Here is an 18,896-nt window from a genome sequence, read left to right on the forward strand (position 1 = left end):
TAAAGAAAGTAAAACGATGCAGACGATATTAGGTGCCAACGGACAAATTGGCGAAGAACTGGCGAGAGAATTAAAACGAAATTACACCTCGGATATTCGCATTGTAAGCAGGAAAGCAAAGAAAGTAAACGATACCGATACGATTTTTTCTGCTGATTTATCTATTAAAGAACAAGCGATCGAGGCTGTAAAAGGAAGTGAAATAGCTTATTTTACATTAGGTCTTCCGATGGATTCTGATTTATGGGAAAAACAATTTTTACTTATTACCCAAAATGTTATTGATGCCTGTAAAATCAATAAAACAAAGCTGGTGTTTTTTGATAATACTTATATGTATCCGCAGACTGACGAAATATTGACAGAGAAAACTCATTTTGCTCCCGTAGGAAGAAAAGGAAAGGTAAGGGCAGAAATGGCAGAAATGCTTTTAAAAGAAATGAAAACCGGAGCAATTGAAGCCGTTATTTGCCGTGCACCTGAATTTTATGGTCCTGGTAAAACGCAGAGTATCACCAATACTTTGATTTTTAATAATATAAAAGAAAATAAAAAATTAAAAGTGCCTTTGAGTGATGCTAAATTAAGAAGTTTAATCTGGACACCGGATGCGAGTCGTGCAACTGCTTTAATTGGGAATACGCCGGATGCTTTTGGTCAAACATGGCATTTGCCTATTGACGATCATAAACTGACTTATAAAGGGTTTATCGCTATGGCATCTGAAGTGTATGGGAAACCGTTAGCCTATTCTATTATTTCCGGATTTATGTTTAAAATTGGCGCAATATTCAATAAAAGAGTAAAGGAACTGCAGGAATTATTGCCAAGATATCAGCATGATAATTTATTTGATGATGCTAAATTTAAAAAACGTTTTTCTGGTTTTAAGATTACAACCTATAAACAAGGAATGGAACTGATAAAAAGCGAGTCATAAGAATGAGTTAAGACAAACAGATTGACAGATAAAATTGCTGTCAATCTGTTCTGAAACAACTTATTATATTGCTGTATCTCTTGAATTCTATTTTAAAGCAGTATATAATATTTCGACCGGATGCTGTGCTTTTCGGGCTGTTCCGTCTGAAATTTGATGCCTGCAACTTGTTCCCGATGCTGAGATTAATGTAGCTTGTTCTTCTGCCCGAATAGTTGGAAACAAAACAAGTTCTCCTATTTTCATAGAAATATCGTAATGCTCTTTTTCATAACCAAAAGAACCTGCCATACCACAACAGCCACTAGGGATATTTAATACAGTATAATTTTTAGGCAACATTAAAATTTTCTTTAACGGAACCAATGACGATAAGGCTTTCTGAAAACAATGGCCGTGCATACGAACACGTTCTGCTTTCTCTGTAAAACTGTTTGATGAAACTCGTCCCTCGTCTAATTCTTTGGCTAAAAACTCCTCAATTAAAAAAGTTTTAGCAGCAAATGTTTTAGCTTTTGCTTTTAAATCCCCACGGCATAAATCCGGGTATTCATCACGAAAGGTGAGTATTGCCGAAGGTTCTATTCCGATTAAAATACCATCGTTTGGTATTGCTTTCTCAAAACTCAGGATATTTTGTTCGGCTATTTCGCGGGCTTCTTTTACCATTCCTTTCGAAAGGTACGTTCTTCCGCTAATGCCAATTTTAGGAATTTTGATTTCATAACCTAAAGAGTTCAGCAGTTTTACGGCCGTTTGCCCTATTTCGACATCATAATAATTCAAAAATTCATCATTATATAAGTATACAATACCGTTTATAAAATCTCCTTTTTGAGTGTAGTTTTTCATCCATTTAGCAAAAGTAGTTTTATGCATTGCCGGCAGTTTTCTCTCAGTTGCAAAACCGGATGTTTTTTGGATGATTTTGCCTAAAATACCCTGAGTTGATAAGTTATAAGCCCACGGAATTGAAGCAAACATTTGATTGATCTTTGGTGTGTTTCCAATGAGTCGGGAGCGTAGTTTGACACCGTTTTTATCGTGATATTGCTGTAGCGTTTCGGCTTTTAGCTTTGCCATATCTACATTTGACGGACATTCAGATTTACAGCCTTTGCAGCTCAAACACAGGTCGAGTACATCAAGAAGATTTTCATCATCAAACCTGTTCTTTTTTGTTGAGGTTGTAATGGTTTCTCTTAGCATATTTGCTCTGGCACGTGTGGTATGTTTTTCATCGCGTGTAGCCATATAACTCGGACACATGGTACCACCGCTTTTTTCTGTTTTTCTGCAATCTCCCGATCCGTTGCACATTTCGGCTGCACGAAGAATTCCGTTATGCTCCGTAAAATCAAAATAAGTTTCAGGTATTGGGGTATCCTGACCTGCAGAATATCTTAAACTGGTATCCATAGGCGGAGTATTCACAATTTTACCGGGATTAAAAACACCCCAGGGATCCCAAATTTGTTTGATCTGAAGAAATATTTGATAGATTTCTTCTCCTAACATTAGAGGAATAAATTCTCCTCTAAGTCTTCCGTCGCCATGTTCTCCACTTAAGGAGCCTTTGTATTTTTTTACCAGATGCGCAATATCTGTTGCAATGGTTCTAAAAAGTTCTGTTCCTTCTTTAGTTTTTAAATTTATAATAGGGCGCAGGTGCAATTCTCCGGTTGCGGCATGTGCATAATGTACACAGTTTAAATTTCGTTCTTTAAGAATGGCATTAAAATCGTCAATAAATTGTGGCAGATCGTTTACATCTACAGCTGTATCTTCTATTACCGCAACGGCTTTGGCATCGCCGGGAATGTTAGACAATAATCCTAATCCTGCTTTTCTTAATGCCCATACTTTATTGGTATCGTCTCCATATACAACAGGAAAATGATATCCCAGATTTTTAGAACGCATTAAAGCTTCCATTTCCTGGGCAATTGTATCGATTTCTTCTGGTGAATCGCGTAAAAATTCAATGGCTAATATGGCTTGTGGATCTCCTTTTACAAAAAAACGATTTTTGCTTTGTTCCCTGTTTTCTTTGGTACATTCCAGAATATAGTGATCGATTAACTCTACACTGTCCGGATTGAATTTTAAAGCTTCGATATTGGCTTTTAAGGATTCGTTGATACTGTCAAAATGAATGCAAACTAAAGCGGCATAAGGTTTTAAGGCATCAACGAGATTGAGTTTTATTGCGGTAGAAAAAAATAATGTTCCTTCTGATCCTGCAATTAATTTACAAAAATTGAATTTTTCAGCTGAATCTCCAAAAGGCATCGAATCAGCTAATAAATCTAAAGCATAACCGGTATTTCTTCTTGGAATTGTTTTCTTTGGAAAGTTATTTTCAAATAAATTCCTGTTGGATTCTGATGATAATAAATCTCTGGCCTGTACATAAATGGCTTGTTCCAAAGGACTAACTACATTTATTCCGTTGCATTTTTCTTCGAACTCAGCATTGGTTAAAGAACCAAAAGTAACTTCATTGCCATCAGCCAGAAAACCTTTAATTTCAAGTAAATGTTCACGTGTTGACCCGTAAATTACAGATCTTGCTCCACAGGCATTGTTTCCTACCATTCCGCCAATCATACAACGATTACTCGTAGAAGTTTCGGGACCAAAAAAAAGATGGTACGGTTTTAAATAAAGATTAAGTTCATCACGAATAACGCCAGGTTCTACCCAAACCGATTTATTTGCCTGATCAAGAGAAATAATTTTGGTAAATTCCTGCGAAATATCAACTATAATTCCGTTTCCTACGACCTGACCTGCAAGTGAAGTTCCGGCTGCACGCGGAATAACACTGCTGTTATGCTGTCTGGCAAAATCAATAATTTTTTGAATATCTTTTTTAGTTTTCGGAATTGCTACTGCCAGAGGCATTTCTTTGTAAGCGCTGGCATCTGTAGCATAAAGCAAACGCATGGTATGATCGTAAAATAATTTACCTTCTAATTGTTTTTCTAAACCTTCAAGAGGAACAGAATTCCCCGAAAGGATATTATTATCATTCATTTTAATACTTTAATTATAGGCAGGTTTGCTCTTATCCATAAAAAGGATAAGTCAGAAATAGTTTTAGGATTATGGGTTAAATTTTTTACAATTCGCTTAATGCGATATCTAATAATTTTACCATTTCATCGGCATTTTGTTTATTAAATGGCATTGGCGGTTTTATTTTTAAGACATTATGCAAAGGTCCGTCTGTACTCAATAAATATCCGTTTGCCTTCATTTTTTCTACGACGATATCTATTTCAGGAATAGCGGGTTCCATCGTTGTTCTATCTTTTACCATTTCGGCACCAATAAACAATCCATGTCCGCGAACATCGCTGATAACAGGATATTTTGCCATTAATTCTTTAAGGCCGTTCATTAAATGATTTCCTGTTTCCAGAGCATGTTTTTGCATTTCTTCTTCCTGAATAACATCCAGAACAGCTAATCCTGTGGTCATCGAAACAGGATTTCCTCCAAAGGTGTTAAAGTATTCCAGTCCGTTATTAAAAGCATCTGCAATTTCTTCTGTAACGACAACTGCTGCAAGTGGGTGACCGTTACCAATTGGTTTTCCAAGAACCACAATATCCGGAACCACATTCTGTAATTCGAATCCCCAGAAATGATCGCCAATTCTTCCAAATCCTACCTGAACTTCATCTGCAATGCAAACACCTCCGGCAGCTCTTACATGATCGTAAACGGTTTTTAGATAATTTTCCGGTAACGGAATCTGACCTCCAACTCCTAATAAGGTTTCACAGATAAATACGGCTGGAGCTTTGTCTTCTTTTTTCAGCTCATCAATAATTCTTTGTACATCTGCAGCATATTTTTCACCTGCTTGTGCATCGCCATATTTGTAAGGACCGCGATATAAATCCGGATTAATTGCTTTGTGTATCCAGGGCATTTGACCTGAACCGCCTTTGCTGTCAAATTTATACGGACTCATTTCCATTGCTACAGTAGAGGTACCGTGATAAGCATGATCGAGTACGATAATATCTTTTTGTTTTGTAAAATGACGGCTCATTCTGATTGCTAAATCATTGGCTTCACTGCCTGAATTTACAAAATAGCAAACACTTAATTTTGCTGGTAATGTTGCTGTTAGTTTTTCTGCATACTCAGTTATAGCGTCGTTTAAATATCGGGTATTGGTATTTAAAGTAGCTATTTGTTTTTGCATTTTTCTAACCACAACAGGATGACAATGTCCTACATGCGATGGATTATTGACACAATCTACAAATGTTCTTCCTTTATCATCGTACAAATACTGTAAAGCACCTTTAACGATTTTTAGTTTGTCTTTGTAACCGATACTTAGGTTTCTGCCTATTTTCTTTTTTCGAACTTCGAGTAAATCACTGTAATCGTTATTATCTATTACTCCTGTAAATCCACAGGCTCTTCTAAAAGCATCCTGAGCTTTAACTGGATTAATCTGAATGAGTTTATACAGTAAATCCCAGGCTGGTTTTTCGGTAATAAAATGATGTTCGTTATTACTGTCGAGCGAGGCGTTGTAAGCAGATTGTGTTACGCTGATACAAAGTCTTCCTGCAATTAAATAGTAGAGTAGGTCTAATTCCTGTTCTGTTAATGCATAAGATTGGTGATATCCCTGAACAATGGCTACTGCAACTGCTAACGGATCTTTTTCGTCGAGCATGGCATATGTACAAGCGATTGCCAGATTATTGACAAGTGCTGTATACACCATATCGCCAAAATCAATTAGTCCGCTAATACGGTTGTTTTGTACTAATACATTATAATCATTGGCATCGTTATGAATATAAGCATGTCTTAAACGATGTATCTGCGGTAATACTTCGGTATCGAACTGTAACAGAAAATAGCCTGCAATACGTCGTTTTTCGTGATTTAGAATGTGTTTTAAATTATCACCTGCTTCACTGGCACGACTAATATCCCAGGTGTAACTGCGATGCATTGCAGGATGCGAAAAATCCTGTAATGCATGATCCATCTTACCTAAAAAAGAACCTAAATGATGGTGTAATTCGCTTGTCTTGTTTTTTTCATCAACCCAAAATGTACCTTCTAAGAAATTTAGGATCCTGATGTAATAAATTTTGGAATCCCGAACTATTTTGGTTAATTCTTCGCCTTGTTTGTTGATACTAAAGTGCTGAAAACAGTCTGAAATACTACTGTTTTTAAGATGCTGAATAATGTTAATCTGTGCTTCTAAAAAAGGAAACGGATGACTCTCATTTGAGACTTTTAGAATATATTTCTGGTTTTTCTCATCTGATAAAAGAAAATTCAATTCATCATATCCATTTAATGCTTTCACGGTTACCGTTTGTCCGTAATATTCTTTTACTAAATCCTGAATAGTTGCTTCTGAAAATGTCATTGCTCTATTGTATTAAATTATTTTATTTTTTGCCACGAATTATTATGTATGCTATTTTAAAAATTCGTGGCAAACTTTTATTTCCAGATTACAGCTTGTGCAGGCTGTAAAGGGTTTTGACCCACCAGTATTTTACTTCCTTGGGGAATGGGTAAAGTGACTGCTTCATTGGTATAATTAACGCCTACATAAAAACCGTCACGCCATTCTACAAAAACTCCTTTTGGTAAATCTTCGATAGCTACTTTGGCACGGGAATAAACATTGCGTACAATTTGTCTTTCTAAAGTTCCGTCGTTGCTTTCTGCACCAATATAAGTAATTGTCCCTTTTCCTAATTTTCGGGTTACAGCTGCTGCTTTGCCTTTGTAAAACTGATCTTCAAAAGTTGCCAGAACTTCTGTTCCGGGTTTAGGAGATAAAACATCAGCCCATGAATTCCATTGGTAATTGTTGTCTCCGGCTTTAATGGTTCCGTTTACATCGGCAACCAGCATATCAAAAAAGTCTACATCAGCACCAATTAAAGGCACAATTGGTGCACTCCAGTTGGCTTCAAAAAAATGACCGTTTTTATCTTTTTGTCCTGTACGGCAAGATAGAATTAAATTCCCTCCGTTTTCTACATATTTTTGCCATTTTGCCACTAGTTTCTGATCGATCAGCTGATATGCCGGTGCAACAATAAATGGGTAATCATCAAAATTATCCTCTTCGGTAATAAAATCCATTGGTGCTCCGGTCGATTTGATGGCGGCTGTGTAAGTATTTCTGTGTTTCCAGGTATTCCAGAATCTGGTTTGTTTTTGGTTTTCTAAATCCCAAAGATTTTCATGGCTCCATAAAAAGCCTGTTTTTCTTTTGGCAATTTCCTGAGGTATTACTGCTTTTGGATTGTACTCTTTACGAAGCAATTTCATGTCTTCGATTGATTGTACAAATTCTTTTCCGCCCTGAGTCAGGGTTACGCCATCTGTACCTACAATTCCGTCGTGATACATTTCACTGCTTCCCAGCGGATGTCTGTATCGGTATGTACAGGTAAAAGAACAGCCTCCGCCAAAAGCCTGCGAAATCCACATGTGTACGGTTCCCGGAAGTAATTGCGGATTAATACCTGCCCAGTTTACTTGTCCCGGCTGTAATTCCATCACACCCGTAACACCGGTTATTGATCTGTAATAATCGTTTGCTTCTGAGATTTTGCCTGGAGATCCCATTCTAAAACTGTTACCGCCTAAAGGGTTTTGTCCGCTTACCGGATACATTGTATAGGTTACGAAATCCATTTTGTCCGCACTTCTTGGGTCTGCATCATAAATTACATTGGTAAAGTTGGTGGTGATCCATTGTTTTGGGTCAATGTATTTTCGCAGTATTTCGGCTTGTCTGTTTAAGTAAGCAGCCTGCGCATCAGAAGTAAATCTTTTAAAATCTAAAACAGCATGCGGACTTAATTTATCTTCTGAATAAATCTCGGCATTTGGCAGCACGATTTGTTCAAAGTTGTTATATCGGGTACTCCAAAAACTTCCCACCCATTCTGTGTTTAGTTTTTCGATTGTTCCGTATCTGGCTTTAAGCCAAATTTGAAATGCCTCGCGGGCAGAAGGACTGAAATCTGGAGTTGCCAAAGGTTCATTGTCGATTTGCCAGCCCATGATATTTTTATTCTTACCGTATCTTTTACCTAATTCAGCTACGATCTGATCTGTAAACTGCTGGTATTTTTTGTTTGTTATCGATACGTTTGCCCTGTTGCCGTGTTCTCTGCGGCGTCCGTTAGAATCAACTAAATAGATCTCAGGATATTTTTCTCCCATCCAGGCAGGAGGCGTTGGGGTTGGTGTGCAAAGAATAACTTTTAATCCTTGTTTTTCGGCTATAGCCAAAGCATCATCGAGCCATTTAAAATCATAAACGCCTTCCTGAGGTTCCATATATGTCCAGGCAAATTCAGCAAAATGCGTAAATTCAAACCCAAACTTTTTAATGTTTTTCAGGTCACGTTCCCATTGTTCTTTAGGCCATTGTTCAGGATAATAGTAGACTCCAATTTGCATTAAATCCGGTTTTGGAAAAAAACGCTGAGGATCTTTTTTTTCTATAGTTGTCGTTTTTTTATTTTGGGCAAAAACAGGTGTTAAATTGCAATTTGCAATCAATAATGTCATTAATACAGTTTTTGCGAATGATATATTTTGGTTGAACATACTTTGTATTGTTGTGTGTTAATCAAATTTAGATAGTTACTTTAAGCTGTTGGATGGAATGCTGTCATTTTATTAAACTCATAAAAACATAGATGCTATGCCTGGTAAAGAATACAAAAAGAAATATCTTTCTCTTTCATCGTTCAGCAATGTTTATTTAAAATAAGTGAAACGTCTTATTTTCGGGTAAAATGATCTATGCTTCTATGTGCTAAAAATTATTGCATCCAGCGATTTCATTATTTATCTTCTAACAGCAGCATTAAATAATGCGATGCTGACCAGCTAAAATTATAGGCTTCTAATCCTTTTCCTGTAACGGGCTGATAGTTTTCTCTAATCGTAGTGCCTTTGTCTAAAACACCTTCGGCATTATGTATTAGTTTGTGTGCAAGTTCATCGGCTTCTTTGGTGTATCCGTATTTTTCTAACCCGTTGATGCCAAAATAACTTTGATCAAGCCAAACCGGTCCTCTCCAATATCCGTTATCGGGTTTAAATTTAGGATGATTTGCTGCGAGTGTTGGTAAAGGAACAAGCGTGTTTAAACTAGTCGGATTGAGCATGTTTTGTTTTGCAGCCAAAACTTGTTCTTTTGTTGCGACTTCAGCCCAAAGAGGCGAGTAGCCTTCACATCCCATTGCTTTTATCAGTGTTTTTCCGTCGATTGTAGTGTCGTAAAACCAACCTGTTGCGGCATCCCAAAACTGATTTTGAATTTTAGTCTTTAATGCCATGCTTTCTTCCTGCCATTTTTTGGCTTCTGCTGTAAGTTTTAAAACTTCTGTCATTTTATGCAGATAGTTTTTTTCGGCGTATAAAAATGAGTTTAGATCAACGCTTTCCTGATCTAATGAATAGGCTTTTTCTCCGTTTTTCAGGATTTTGCTATCATCAAAACGAACGGCATTGTCCATTCCGCTTTCCCATTTTGCGGCAATTACAGTTCCGTCTGTTGAGCCAAATTCGCATAAACCATCCTGATCGTGGTCACGTTCTTTATACCACCAATTGTGATATAATTTTAATTTTGGATAAAACTCTTTTATAAAACTGGCATCATTTGTTTTTTCATAAATTTTCCAGATTGCCCAGGCTGCAAGCGGTGCTTTAGTATTTCTATAATTATTTTCTTCAAGAAGATTATTTCTGTAAATACAATCCGGAATAAATCCGTTGGGTTCCTGATAATCGAATAAAGCATGCATTTGGTTTTTAGCCAGTTCCGAATCATAATTTGCAACTGCTACAGCATGTTTCCAGCTGTCCCAGGCCCAAAAACCATGAAACCATTCGTAGTTGTAACTCGGAAAAAGTCCGCCGTGTTTTAATCCTTCAGCCGCGATTCGGGTATTGTTTTGTAATGTTAATACAAGTTTGGCAATCAGATTAGAATAAACAACGCCTTTGTATATGGCTTTCTTTTTAGCAATTAATTGTGCGAGTTGCGTTTCTTTTTCTTTTTGTGTATTGTTGAGCAGGGTAGTAAATACCGTTTTTGCGATTTGTTCTTTTTCATTTTTCCAGGAATACTGAGCAAAAATAAAAGTTTGGGAAACGACAATTTCTTTGGTTTCATTTGGTTTTAATACCAGTTTTTCGGTTTGTGTTTTATATCCCTGTTTGGTAATTTCAATTTCAGGATTAGCATTCAGAAACTGAATATAACCTACAGCGGTGCTTTTTGAAGAAACAATTTTAAGGGTTTTATCTTCTTTGGATAATTGTAAATCATCTAAAAAAACAGTCGAATTATAAGAAGGAAAAAGGGTTATGGTTTTTCCTGATGTATTGGTAATACTTGTTTTTTGTAATGCAGAATGTCCTGATAAAAAAACTAATTGCTGTTTGATATTTAGTTTTTCATTTTTGAATTGCTGTTCCAGATGACTGTTGTAACTGTTTTGGGTTACTAATGTGTTTTTCCAGTTGATTGCCTGCTGTTTGTTTTCGTCCAGAAGCTGTAGCGAAACAAATGAAGGACTTAACCAGACACCGTTTTGTTCTGTCATTAAAAACGGACCAGAAAATCCTGCCTGAATTTCTGATGCTTCTAAAAAACCAAATCCAAACCATGCGCCTTTATCTGAAAAAGCTAATGGTTTTCTGTCAGTAGCATTTGCCGGGTTTCCTTTGTAATTGATACTGTTTTGGGCAGATTCTAAGTTTGGAAAATTCTTTTGAGCCCAGCCTGATTGTACTATAATAAAGGATGCAAGAATAAAAAGTATTTTCTTTTTGTCCATGTTATTTTGTTTTTAGGGTGTTTTTTTATTTAGAAATATAGACTAAATAATTGTAATAATTAACGAATATTAAATCGTCAGTTGTAATTATAAGTAAACCTACAAGGTCAGAAAAGAGACCTTGCAGGTTTAAAACCTTATATTGAATTCGTTGTTAAATATTAATTCGCTTGTACTTCTGTCAAAGGAATTGGGTAAAAATTATTTTTTGATGCATCAAAACCGGTGCGTCCTACGGCATCAAGTGCAGCCTTGGTTTTTCCCCAACGACGCAGATCATAGAAACGATAGTTTTCCAGAGGAAACTCTATGATTCTCTCATGTTCAATCTGAGCTTTTACGTCAGCGCTTGTTGTACCTGTCATTGCCGGCATATCAGCTCTGCTGCGTACTTTGTTGATGTATGGAATGGCTTCTGTTGGACGACCTAGTTCGTTTAATGCTTCTGCCTGCATCAACAATACATTTGCATATCTCATAAGCGGAATATTGATGGCTGTAAACTCCTGATCCATTTTATCCTGAGTACTTGGTATATACCTGCGGTAAACCGGTTTATCTGTATCTCCAAATTTGTCATCATAGGTTGTTCCTAAAACCATTGGATTAGCAGGATCATTGAAATAAGGATCTTTAAAGAAAATAGTGCTGTAAAAACGGGTATCATAATTTCCTGTAGTGGCAATTTTTCCTTCTTTTTTAAATTCGCTTATTAACATCGGACTCGGAAGTATTTCGTCCCATCCGCCAAGTTCGGCTGCAGCCATCCAATAATGCAGTGCATTGCGGTAGAAAGCTCCGTTTGCTGTTGTTTCTGAAAATTGCAATTCGAAAATTGATTCTTTGGTATTTTTGGCAGTACCATCAAACATCGAAACATAATCTTTAACTAACTCATATCCCTGTACTTTATTAAGTGCCGTAAGGGCTTCATTCAGGAAAGTTTGCTTTTGAGCTGTTTCTTCGTATGCTCTTGTTAAATAAGCAAATCCAAGGTAACTGTTTGCAGCACCGCTGGTTGCACGGCCTGTTTTATCCTGTGGCTGTTTTGCAGGAAGTACCTGTGCTGCAGCTTTTAATTCGCTGGTAATAAAATCCCATGCTTCTGCACGTGTAGAAAGCGGAATGCTTAATTCACTTTCTTTGGTAATATATTTATTTCTAATATAGATTTTATCCCAGTTCAAAAGCAGTTTCATGTGGTAATAAGCACGTAAAAATCGGGCTTCGGCTTCAATTTGCTTGCGGTCTTCTTCGTTTAGTTTATCTGTTGGAACTTGCGGTAATTTATCAATAACCTGATTGGCATTACTGATTCCTCTGTAGTTTAGTTTCCAGTAAGTTGTAAACTGACTGTTTCCGTTGGTATACGTAAATGTAGAAAGTTCTACCCAGTTTTGATAGTTCAAAGCATCGCTCCCTAATTCGTTTATATCTTCGCGATAAGCTTCTACAGGCCATTTAACTTCGGCGAAAGCCCACTGATCAACAGCGGCCTCAAGTTGGGAATAGGTTGCTGCCAAAGCAGATTCGGCATCGGCTTTGTTTCTCCAGAAATTACCTGAGGTAAGTTCATCAGGAGATTGTTGGTCCAGATAATCACTACAACTTGTAATGGTGAACAGACCTATAGTGGATAGTAATAAAAATATCTTTTTCATGATAATGTCTTTTTTAAATGGAATTAAAATATATACTGAATACCAGATACAAACGATCTTGTAAATGGATAAACAAAGCGGTCAACACCTGTATCAATTACAGAAGCACGTGAGAATTCAGGATCAATACCTGAATAATTGGTGATTGTAAACAGGTTTTCGGCGCTTACGTAAATTCTAAGCTTGTCTGTTTTTGATTTGCCTAACATTTTACTTGGTATAGTATATCCCAATTGCAATTGACGCATTCTGATAAAATCTCCACTTTCCAGAAAACGATCCGATTCGCGGCTGTTTCCGTTAGGATCCTGTAATACTGCACGAGGAATGTTACTGTGGTTTTCAGGTGTCCATGAATTTAGTGTCGAAGCCAGCATGTTGGTTCCTGAATTCATAGATTCATAAAAATATCTGTTTCCGTTGTATAATTTATTGCCCCAGCCGCTTCCTATTAAAGCAGAGAAATCGAAACCTTTATAGCTGGCTCCTAAACTAAGGTTTACTTCAAGTTTAGGTAATCCTGTACCACAATAGGCTTTGTCGCTTTCGTCGATTACACCGTCTCCGTTTAAGTCTTTGAAACGGATATCTCCCGGTTTAGCATTTGGCTGTAATAAAACGCCATTTTTATTGTATGCATTTACTTCATCCATAGTCTGGAAAATACCATCTGTTTTGTACAGATAGAATCCACTAATCGGACTTCCTACACGAGCTTGAGTTGGAAAGTGTTCGTTTCCGTATTTTAATCCTTCTCCGTAAATGGTTTGTCCTTCGTTTGCAAGTTCCTGTACTTTATTTTTAAGTGTAGTAAGGTTTAAACCGGCATTGTATTTAAACTCATTCACCTGATCGCGATAGTTTACTTCAAATTCAAATCCGCTGTTGCTAATTTTACCTACGTTAAGAATTGGATTATCGATTCCGGCAGACGGAGCCAGTTTTTTGGTAATCAGTAAATTGTCTGTTACATTGTGATAGTAGTTCATCGAACCGCTAATTTTGCCTTTTAAAAGGGTATAATCGATACCAATATTTTTAGAATCTGTAGTTTCCCATTGCAGGTTTCTGTTTTCTAATGCAGTTGCAATACTTCCCGGCCAAGGATTACTTCCAATTCCTTGTACATAACCTGAGCCCAAAGTATTACCAGTTTTAATCAATGTATTGGCAGAGTAATAACCTAAAGCAGCTTCGTTACCCAATTGTCCCCAGCTTGCACGTAATTTTAAAGTAGAAAGGATCATATCTTTTGGGAAGAAATCTTCCTGTTCGATTTTCCATCCTAATGCAATAGATGGGAATGTTCCCCAACGGCTGTCTTGTCCAAATTTAGAAGAACCATCTTTTCTAACGGTTACCTGAAGTAAATAACGGTCGTTATAGGAATAGTTTAACCTGCCAAAGAAAGAGACACGATTGTATTGAAATTTTGAACCATCAGCAGTGTATGTTCCGCCTCTTCCGGCACCAATTGTTTCAAAACCGGGATCAAGAAATCCGGATGGACGGTCGATAGAAACCAATTGTCCGTTGTCTACAGAATAATCTGTTGTTTTACCCTCAACACTCACATCATTCCAGTTTGATGCCTGACTGTTGAACGTATTACCAAGCATTAAACCAAAAACATGTTTTCCGAAGGTTTTATCAATAGTAATAATATTGTCTACGATTTGCTCGGTCCATGTTGTTCTAAGCTCGCTTTGCATTGGATACAGATGCACCTCTTTAGGGTTTGAGATATAAGGAGGGAAGTGAGCGGTTTGCTGACTGTTTTTTACACGATATGAATAGGCTAATTTGTATTTTATCCAGGAAGCAATATTGGCAGTTGCGGCAATGTTTGCAGTTAAATCCTGTCCTACGTCGTTGCTTTTTCTAAAGTGTTCTTCGGCAACGGGATTTGATCCTGCCGGTAAACCATTTTTATTGGCTAATCCGTAACCATATTGTTCGTTTGCATCATAAACCGGAACTAATGGTGACATGGTGTAGACTTCTTTCAGTTGAAAATTAGGTAATGCATTTTGCGTTCCGATATACGCCATTTTACCGTCGATATCAAAAATCGATTTTTTGAAACTTACTCTGGCGCTTGCCGTTTGCTGAGCAAATTCGTTGTCGATTACAATTCCTTTTTGCTTTACGAAATTCCCGTACAAAGCAAATTTAAAATCACCTTGTCTTCCCTGAATTCCTAAGCCATAGTTTTGAGTAAGTCCGGAACGGAAAACCTCATCCTGCCAGTTTGTATTTGCATCAGATGGTGCTGTAATATAAGCCGGAAGTGGTTTTGGTGAAGTTGCATATTTGTTGTATTCATCATACATTCTTTTATGCACGGTACGATATCCGTCAGCATCTAATAAATCTAATGTTTTTGATGGGTTTGTAATGCTTAAAAAAGAGCTGAAATCTACTTTTACGCCTTCTTTCTGACCATTTTTGGTGGTTACGATAATGACTCCGTTAGCAGCAACAGATCCGTAAATTGCAGCTGCGGCACCATCTTTAAGAACCTCCATAGATTCTATATTGGTTGGGTTTATGGTGTTAATTGATCCCTGAAATCCGTCAATGATGTAAAGTGGTTCTGTTGCTCCAAAAGTATTTACCCCGCGAATTTTTACGCTTACGCCAGCACCTGCAATACCACCGCTTTTTTGCACGTTTACTCCGGCAACTAATCCCTGAAGTGCTTCGGCAGGATTTGTAGTGGCTCTGGTTTCGAGACTTTCTTTTTTAACTGTAGAAATAGCTCCTGTAACATTGCTCTTTTTTTGTGAGCCATATCCAATAATAACGACCTCGTTTAGTTTATTGGTTTCTTCCTGCATGACTACATTAAATTCTGTACGATTATTTACAGCTTCGCTTTTTCCTATGAATCCCATATACGAAAAAACGATAACAGGGTCTGTAATATTTGACGAATATACGAGCGTATAATTTCCGTCAATATCAGTTGCGGCATTGTACTTAGTGTCTTTGATAGAAATACTTACACCCGGCAGTGTATTGTTCTTATCATCAGTAACTTTTCCTGAAATTGTTTTTTGGGTTTGATTGCTTTGTGCAAAGTTGATGATTGGAAAGCACAAGCATAATAACAAAGGAATAAAATTTAGTTTCCTAATTAGTTGTTTTTTCATTGTGGTAACGGTTTTGGTTAATTAAAATTTAGCTTTTTTAGTTTTTTTTCATTCGTATGCAGGCAATTTATTGAGGTCAGTGGTGGAAAACACTGACCTGTAAATAGGTATTCTCTTTGTTTAGACTTGTAGTAAGCTTTAGTTCTAATTCGGCTTATAAGTCAAATTTTATTCCTTGTGCGAGGGGCAGACTTGTAGTGTAGTTAATGGTATTAGTCTGTCTTCGCATATAAACTTTCCAGGCATCAGAGCCGGATTCTCTTCCTCCGCCGGTTTCTTTTTCGCCACCAAAGGCACCGCCAATTTCGGCTCCGGATGTTCCGATATTTACATTTGCAATACCACAATCTGAACCTGTAGCGGATAAGAATAATTCGGCTTCTCTTAAATTATTTGTCATAATTGCAGAGGATAATCCCTGTGCTACGCCATTTTGTATTGCAATGGCTTCTTCAACAGTTCCTGAATATTTTAGCAGGTATAATACAGGGGCAAAAGTTTCGTGCTGTACAATCTCGAAAGTGTTGTCAGCCTCAGCAATGGCAGGTTTTACATAACATCCGCTTTCGTATCCTTCGCCGGAAAGTACACCGCCTTCTACAAGAATATTTCCGCCCTGAAGCACTACTTTTTCTAAAGCCTGCTGGTATAATTCTACAGCCTGTTTATCGATAAGCGGACCTACATGATTTTTTTCGTCTAAAGGGTTTCCGATACGTAATTGCTGATATGCCGAAACCAGTGCATCTCTGACTTTGTCATAAATACTTTCGTGAATGATTAAACGGCGGGTAGAGGTGCATCTTTGTCCTGCTGTTCCCACAGCGCCAAAAACGGCTCCAATAACTGTCATTTTAATATCAGCATCCGGTGTTACAATAATGGCATTGTTTCCGCCTAATTCCAATAAGGATTTACCTAAACGTTCTGCAACTATCTGTGCAACAATTTTTCCCATGCGGGTCGAACCTGTAGCTGAAATTAGAGGTACACGTTTATCTCTTGTTAGTAATTCTCCTATGGTGTAATCGCCATTGATTAAGCAGGAAATGCCTTCCGGAAGATTGTTTTCCTGAATAACTTCGGCGATAATGTTTTGGCAGGCAATGGCACAAAGTGGTGTTTTTTCGGATGGTTTCCAAACACAAACATCACCACAAATCCATGCCAAAGCGGTATTCCACGCCCAAACGGCTACCGGAAAATTGAATGCTGAAATGATTCCAACAATTCCTAACGAATGATATTGTTCATACATACGGTGTCCCGGACGTTCTGAGTGCATGGTTAACCCGTGTAGCTGACGTGAAAGACCTACTGCAAAATCACAGATGTCTATCATTTCCTGTACTTCGCCATAGCCTTCCTGTAATGATTTACCCATTTCGTAAGAAACCAGTTTTCCTAAGGCTTCTTTATTTTGGCGTAATTTTTCTCCAAACTGACGTACGATTTCTCCACGCTGAGGCGCTGGCATTAGTCTGAATGTCTTGAAAGCGGCGGTTGCTGATTCCATTACTTTTTCATAATCCCGAGCAGTCGATGTTTTAACTTTTGCAATTAATTGTCCGTCAACCGGAGAATAGCTTTCGAGAAGGTCTCCGCTCGAAAAATGGTTTAATCCGGTTGAAGTTCCTTCGTTAATTTCTTTTATGCCTAATTGGTCTAAAGCTTCTTTTATGGCGAATCGTAATTCTGTTGTTGTCATTGCAACTTTTTTTAATGTGTTATTCAGCTTTTATCAAAAGTTGATTTTATTATTTTGCTTCTTGTAGTTTTACATCTGTACTTTCAAATATTTTATCGGCAGAGGAAGCTACAAATCCCTGATATAACGCTCCGTTTGCCATTGGGTATCGAAGGGCAAATTCATAATAACAGGATGGGATTTCCAGAGATCCTTCTTCAAAATCTATAGTATATAAATCAGCCAGTGTACTTGATTGTTCCAGTAATTGTTCCGGTGTTCCTTTAATTTTTCCTCCGGATGCGTTTAATTTCCATCCGCTTTCTTCTAAAAAGTTATTTAACTCTTCAAGTGTTTTAAACTCTTTTAATGCATTGGTATTTATGGTAAAGTGATTGGCTCTGAAACCGTAAACATACATCCAGGCAGCATATTCAGATTCGTTTAATAATGATTTGTAAATGGCTTGTGAGTTTCCTTTCCAGACAGAACCGTTTAAAACCAGCTCAGGATCATTAAATACATTTTGATCACAACTGTTCAAGATGTTCTGAACCGTTTCCTGCAATTCAGCGGAGCATTTTTCTAATTCTAATTCAGAGATAAAGATTCTTGGGGCATCTTTATCAGTTGAGTGCTCATAATGCTTTGCGTATAGTTTTTTGGTGTCAAAATGATATTCGCCTTTTTCTACATAACCTACATTTAAAAATGGTTTTTCTAAAACAGTAATGTTAACGCGCTTATCATTGAAAGTACGAATTGCAATATGGTCATTCTTAATTTCTTCACCTCTGTTTTCAAGCAATTCATGTATTTTTTGGGCAGATGGGGTAATCGCTGCATATTGCTCCCATAACTTCGTAAGTAGTTGATCTTTATTCATTTTGTTGTTTTGTTAAAATAGTGTGATTATGACACAAATCTATCTATAAAAGTGTTATAATAACACAGTATAGGTACGATTATTTATAATTAGACATAACTTGTATTTTTTTTTGTAATTTTGACACTTTAAAACCAAATTTTAAGATTAGAATTGTCAAAATAGTAGAATCTTTAAACCAACATGAGTTATGGCAACCATCAGAAAGAATGAAAATATTGATTATTTAGATAAAGAAATTATACAAAAACTAAGCGAGAACGGGAGAATACCTTTTTCTGATCTTGCCAAAGAGTTAAACATATCTAACTCATTGGTACATTTGCGTGTACGAAAACTAACGGAAGCCGGAATAATCACAGGTTTTTCGGTAGAACTCAATGCTAAAGAAATGGGTTTTGAAACCATTACTTATACCGGTATTGTGACTAAAGAGGCACATTATTCTTATTCAATAGCCGAAAAACTTAAAGAAATTCCTGAAGTGATCGAATGCCATTGGGTTTCCGGAAAATATGCCTTATTTATTAAAATTGTTTCTTCTAATAATGAGGAGCTTCGTAAAGTGCTCTATGAACAAATTCATCAGATTGAGGGAGTTGGCAGCACCGATTCATTCTTTTCATTTGGTGCTGCATTTGAAAAAAATCTCCCGGTTTACAAATAAAAATATTTATAATATTCTC

10 protein-coding genes are annotated in these 18,896 nt (G+C 37.0%); 2 read left to right on the top strand and 8 right to left on the bottom strand.

Annotated elements, in window-relative coordinates:
• Positions 1–16: 16 nt before the first annotated feature.
• Positions 17–940: an NAD-dependent epimerase/dehydratase family protein gene (locus tag A4F88_RS00370; RefSeq protein ID WP_068841417.1), complete on the top strand. Its 924-nt coding sequence runs from the start codon at positions 17–19 to the stop codon at positions 938–940.
• Between the two features lie 87 nt (positions 941–1,027).
• Here A4F88_RS00370 and A4F88_RS00375 read toward each other — a convergent pair whose 3' ends face one another.
• The 8 genes from A4F88_RS00375 to A4F88_RS00410 form a co-directional block, all read right to left on the bottom strand.
• Positions 1,028–3,979: an FAD-binding and (Fe-S)-binding domain-containing protein gene (locus A4F88_RS00375; RefSeq protein WP_068840564.1), complete on the bottom strand. Its 2,952-nt coding sequence runs from the start codon at positions 3,977–3,979 to the stop codon at positions 1,028–1,030.
• An 85-nt stretch (positions 3,980–4,064) separates the two neighbouring features.
• Positions 4,065–6,362, bottom strand: coding sequence for an aminotransferase class III-fold pyridoxal phosphate-dependent enzyme (locus tag A4F88_RS00380; RefSeq protein ID WP_068840565.1), 2,298 nt, complete (start codon positions 6,360–6,362; stop codon positions 4,065–4,067).
• A 77-nt stretch (positions 6,363–6,439) separates the two neighbouring features.
• Positions 6,440–8,536 (bottom strand): beta-galactosidase, encoded by a 2,097-nt coding sequence (locus A4F88_RS00385; RefSeq protein WP_073075459.1) that lies wholly within the window; start codon positions 8,534–8,536, stop codon positions 6,440–6,442.
• A 278-nt stretch (positions 8,537–8,814) separates the two neighbouring features.
• Entirely contained in the window at positions 8,815–10,821 is a 2,007-nt protein-coding gene (locus tag A4F88_RS00390; protein ID WP_068840567.1) for an MGH1-like glycoside hydrolase domain-containing protein, read from the bottom strand.
• A gap of 161 nt (positions 10,822–10,982) precedes the next feature.
• On the bottom strand, positions 10,983–12,482 hold the full coding sequence (locus tag A4F88_RS00395) for a RagB/SusD family nutrient uptake outer membrane protein (protein ID WP_068840568.1): 1,500 nt from the start codon (positions 12,480–12,482) through the stop codon (positions 10,983–10,985).
• Positions 12,483–12,505: 23 nt separating this feature from the next.
• Complete coding sequence (locus A4F88_RS00400) at positions 12,506–15,637, bottom strand: SusC/RagA family TonB-linked outer membrane protein (RefSeq protein ID WP_068840569.1); 3,132 nt, start codon at positions 15,635–15,637, stop codon at positions 12,506–12,508.
• Positions 15,638–15,791: 154 nt separating this feature from the next.
• The gene (amaB, locus tag A4F88_RS00405) at positions 15,792–17,345 is read right to left on the bottom strand and encodes an L-piperidine-6-carboxylate dehydrogenase (protein WP_068840570.1); all 1,554 of its coding nucleotides are present in this window, start codon (positions 17,343–17,345) and stop codon (positions 15,792–15,794) included.
• Positions 17,346–17,394: 49 nt separating this feature from the next.
• Entirely contained in the window at positions 17,395–18,210 is an 816-nt protein-coding gene (locus A4F88_RS00410; RefSeq protein ID WP_068840571.1) for a DUF1338 domain-containing protein, read from the bottom strand.
• Between the two features lie 190 nt (positions 18,211–18,400).
• Between A4F88_RS00410 and A4F88_RS00415 the strand changes: the two genes are divergently transcribed.
• The gene (locus tag A4F88_RS00415; RefSeq protein WP_068840572.1) at positions 18,401–18,877 is read left to right on the top strand and encodes an Lrp/AsnC family transcriptional regulator; all 477 of its coding nucleotides are present in this window, start codon (positions 18,401–18,403) and stop codon (positions 18,875–18,877) included.
• The last annotated feature ends 19 nt before the right edge of the window (positions 18,878–18,896 follow it).

This window comes from Flavobacterium chilense (genome assembly GCF_001602525.1).
Taxonomy (GTDB): domain Bacteria; phylum Bacteroidota; class Bacteroidia; order Flavobacteriales; family Flavobacteriaceae; genus Flavobacterium; species Flavobacterium chilense.

Coding starts and splice junctions, on each gene's coding strand:
- A4F88_RS00395 (WP_068840568.1), bottom strand. CDS start 12,482: ATGAAAAAGATATTTTTATTACTATCCACTATAGGTCTGTTCACCATT.
- A4F88_RS00370 (WP_068841417.1), top strand. CDS start 17: ATGCAGACGATATTAGGTGCCAACGGACAAATTGGCGAAGAACTGGCG.
- A4F88_RS00410 (WP_068840571.1), bottom strand. CDS start 18,210: ATGAATAAAGATCAACTACTTACGAAGTTATGGGAGCAATATGCAGCG.
- A4F88_RS00380 (WP_068840565.1), bottom strand. CDS start 6,362: ATGACATTTTCAGAAGCAACTATTCAGGATTTAGTAAAAGAATATTAC.
- amaB (WP_068840570.1), bottom strand. CDS start 17,345: ATGACAACAACAGAATTACGATTCGCCATAAAAGAAGCTTTAGACCAA.
- A4F88_RS00375 (WP_068840564.1), bottom strand. CDS start 3,979: ATGAATGATAATAATATCCTTTCGGGGAATTCTGTTCCTCTTGAAGGT.
- A4F88_RS00415 (WP_068840572.1), top strand. CDS start 18,401: ATGGCAACCATCAGAAAGAATGAAAATATTGATTATTTAGATAAAGAA.
- A4F88_RS00390 (WP_068840567.1), bottom strand. CDS start 10,821: ATGGACAAAAAGAAAATACTTTTTATTCTTGCATCCTTTATTATAGTA.
- A4F88_RS00385 (WP_073075459.1), bottom strand. CDS start 8,536: ATGACATTATTGATTGCAAATTGCAATTTAACACCTGTTTTTGCCCAA.
- A4F88_RS00400 (WP_068840569.1), bottom strand. CDS start 15,637: ATGAAAAAACAACTAATTAGGAAACTAAATTTTATTCCTTTGTTATTA.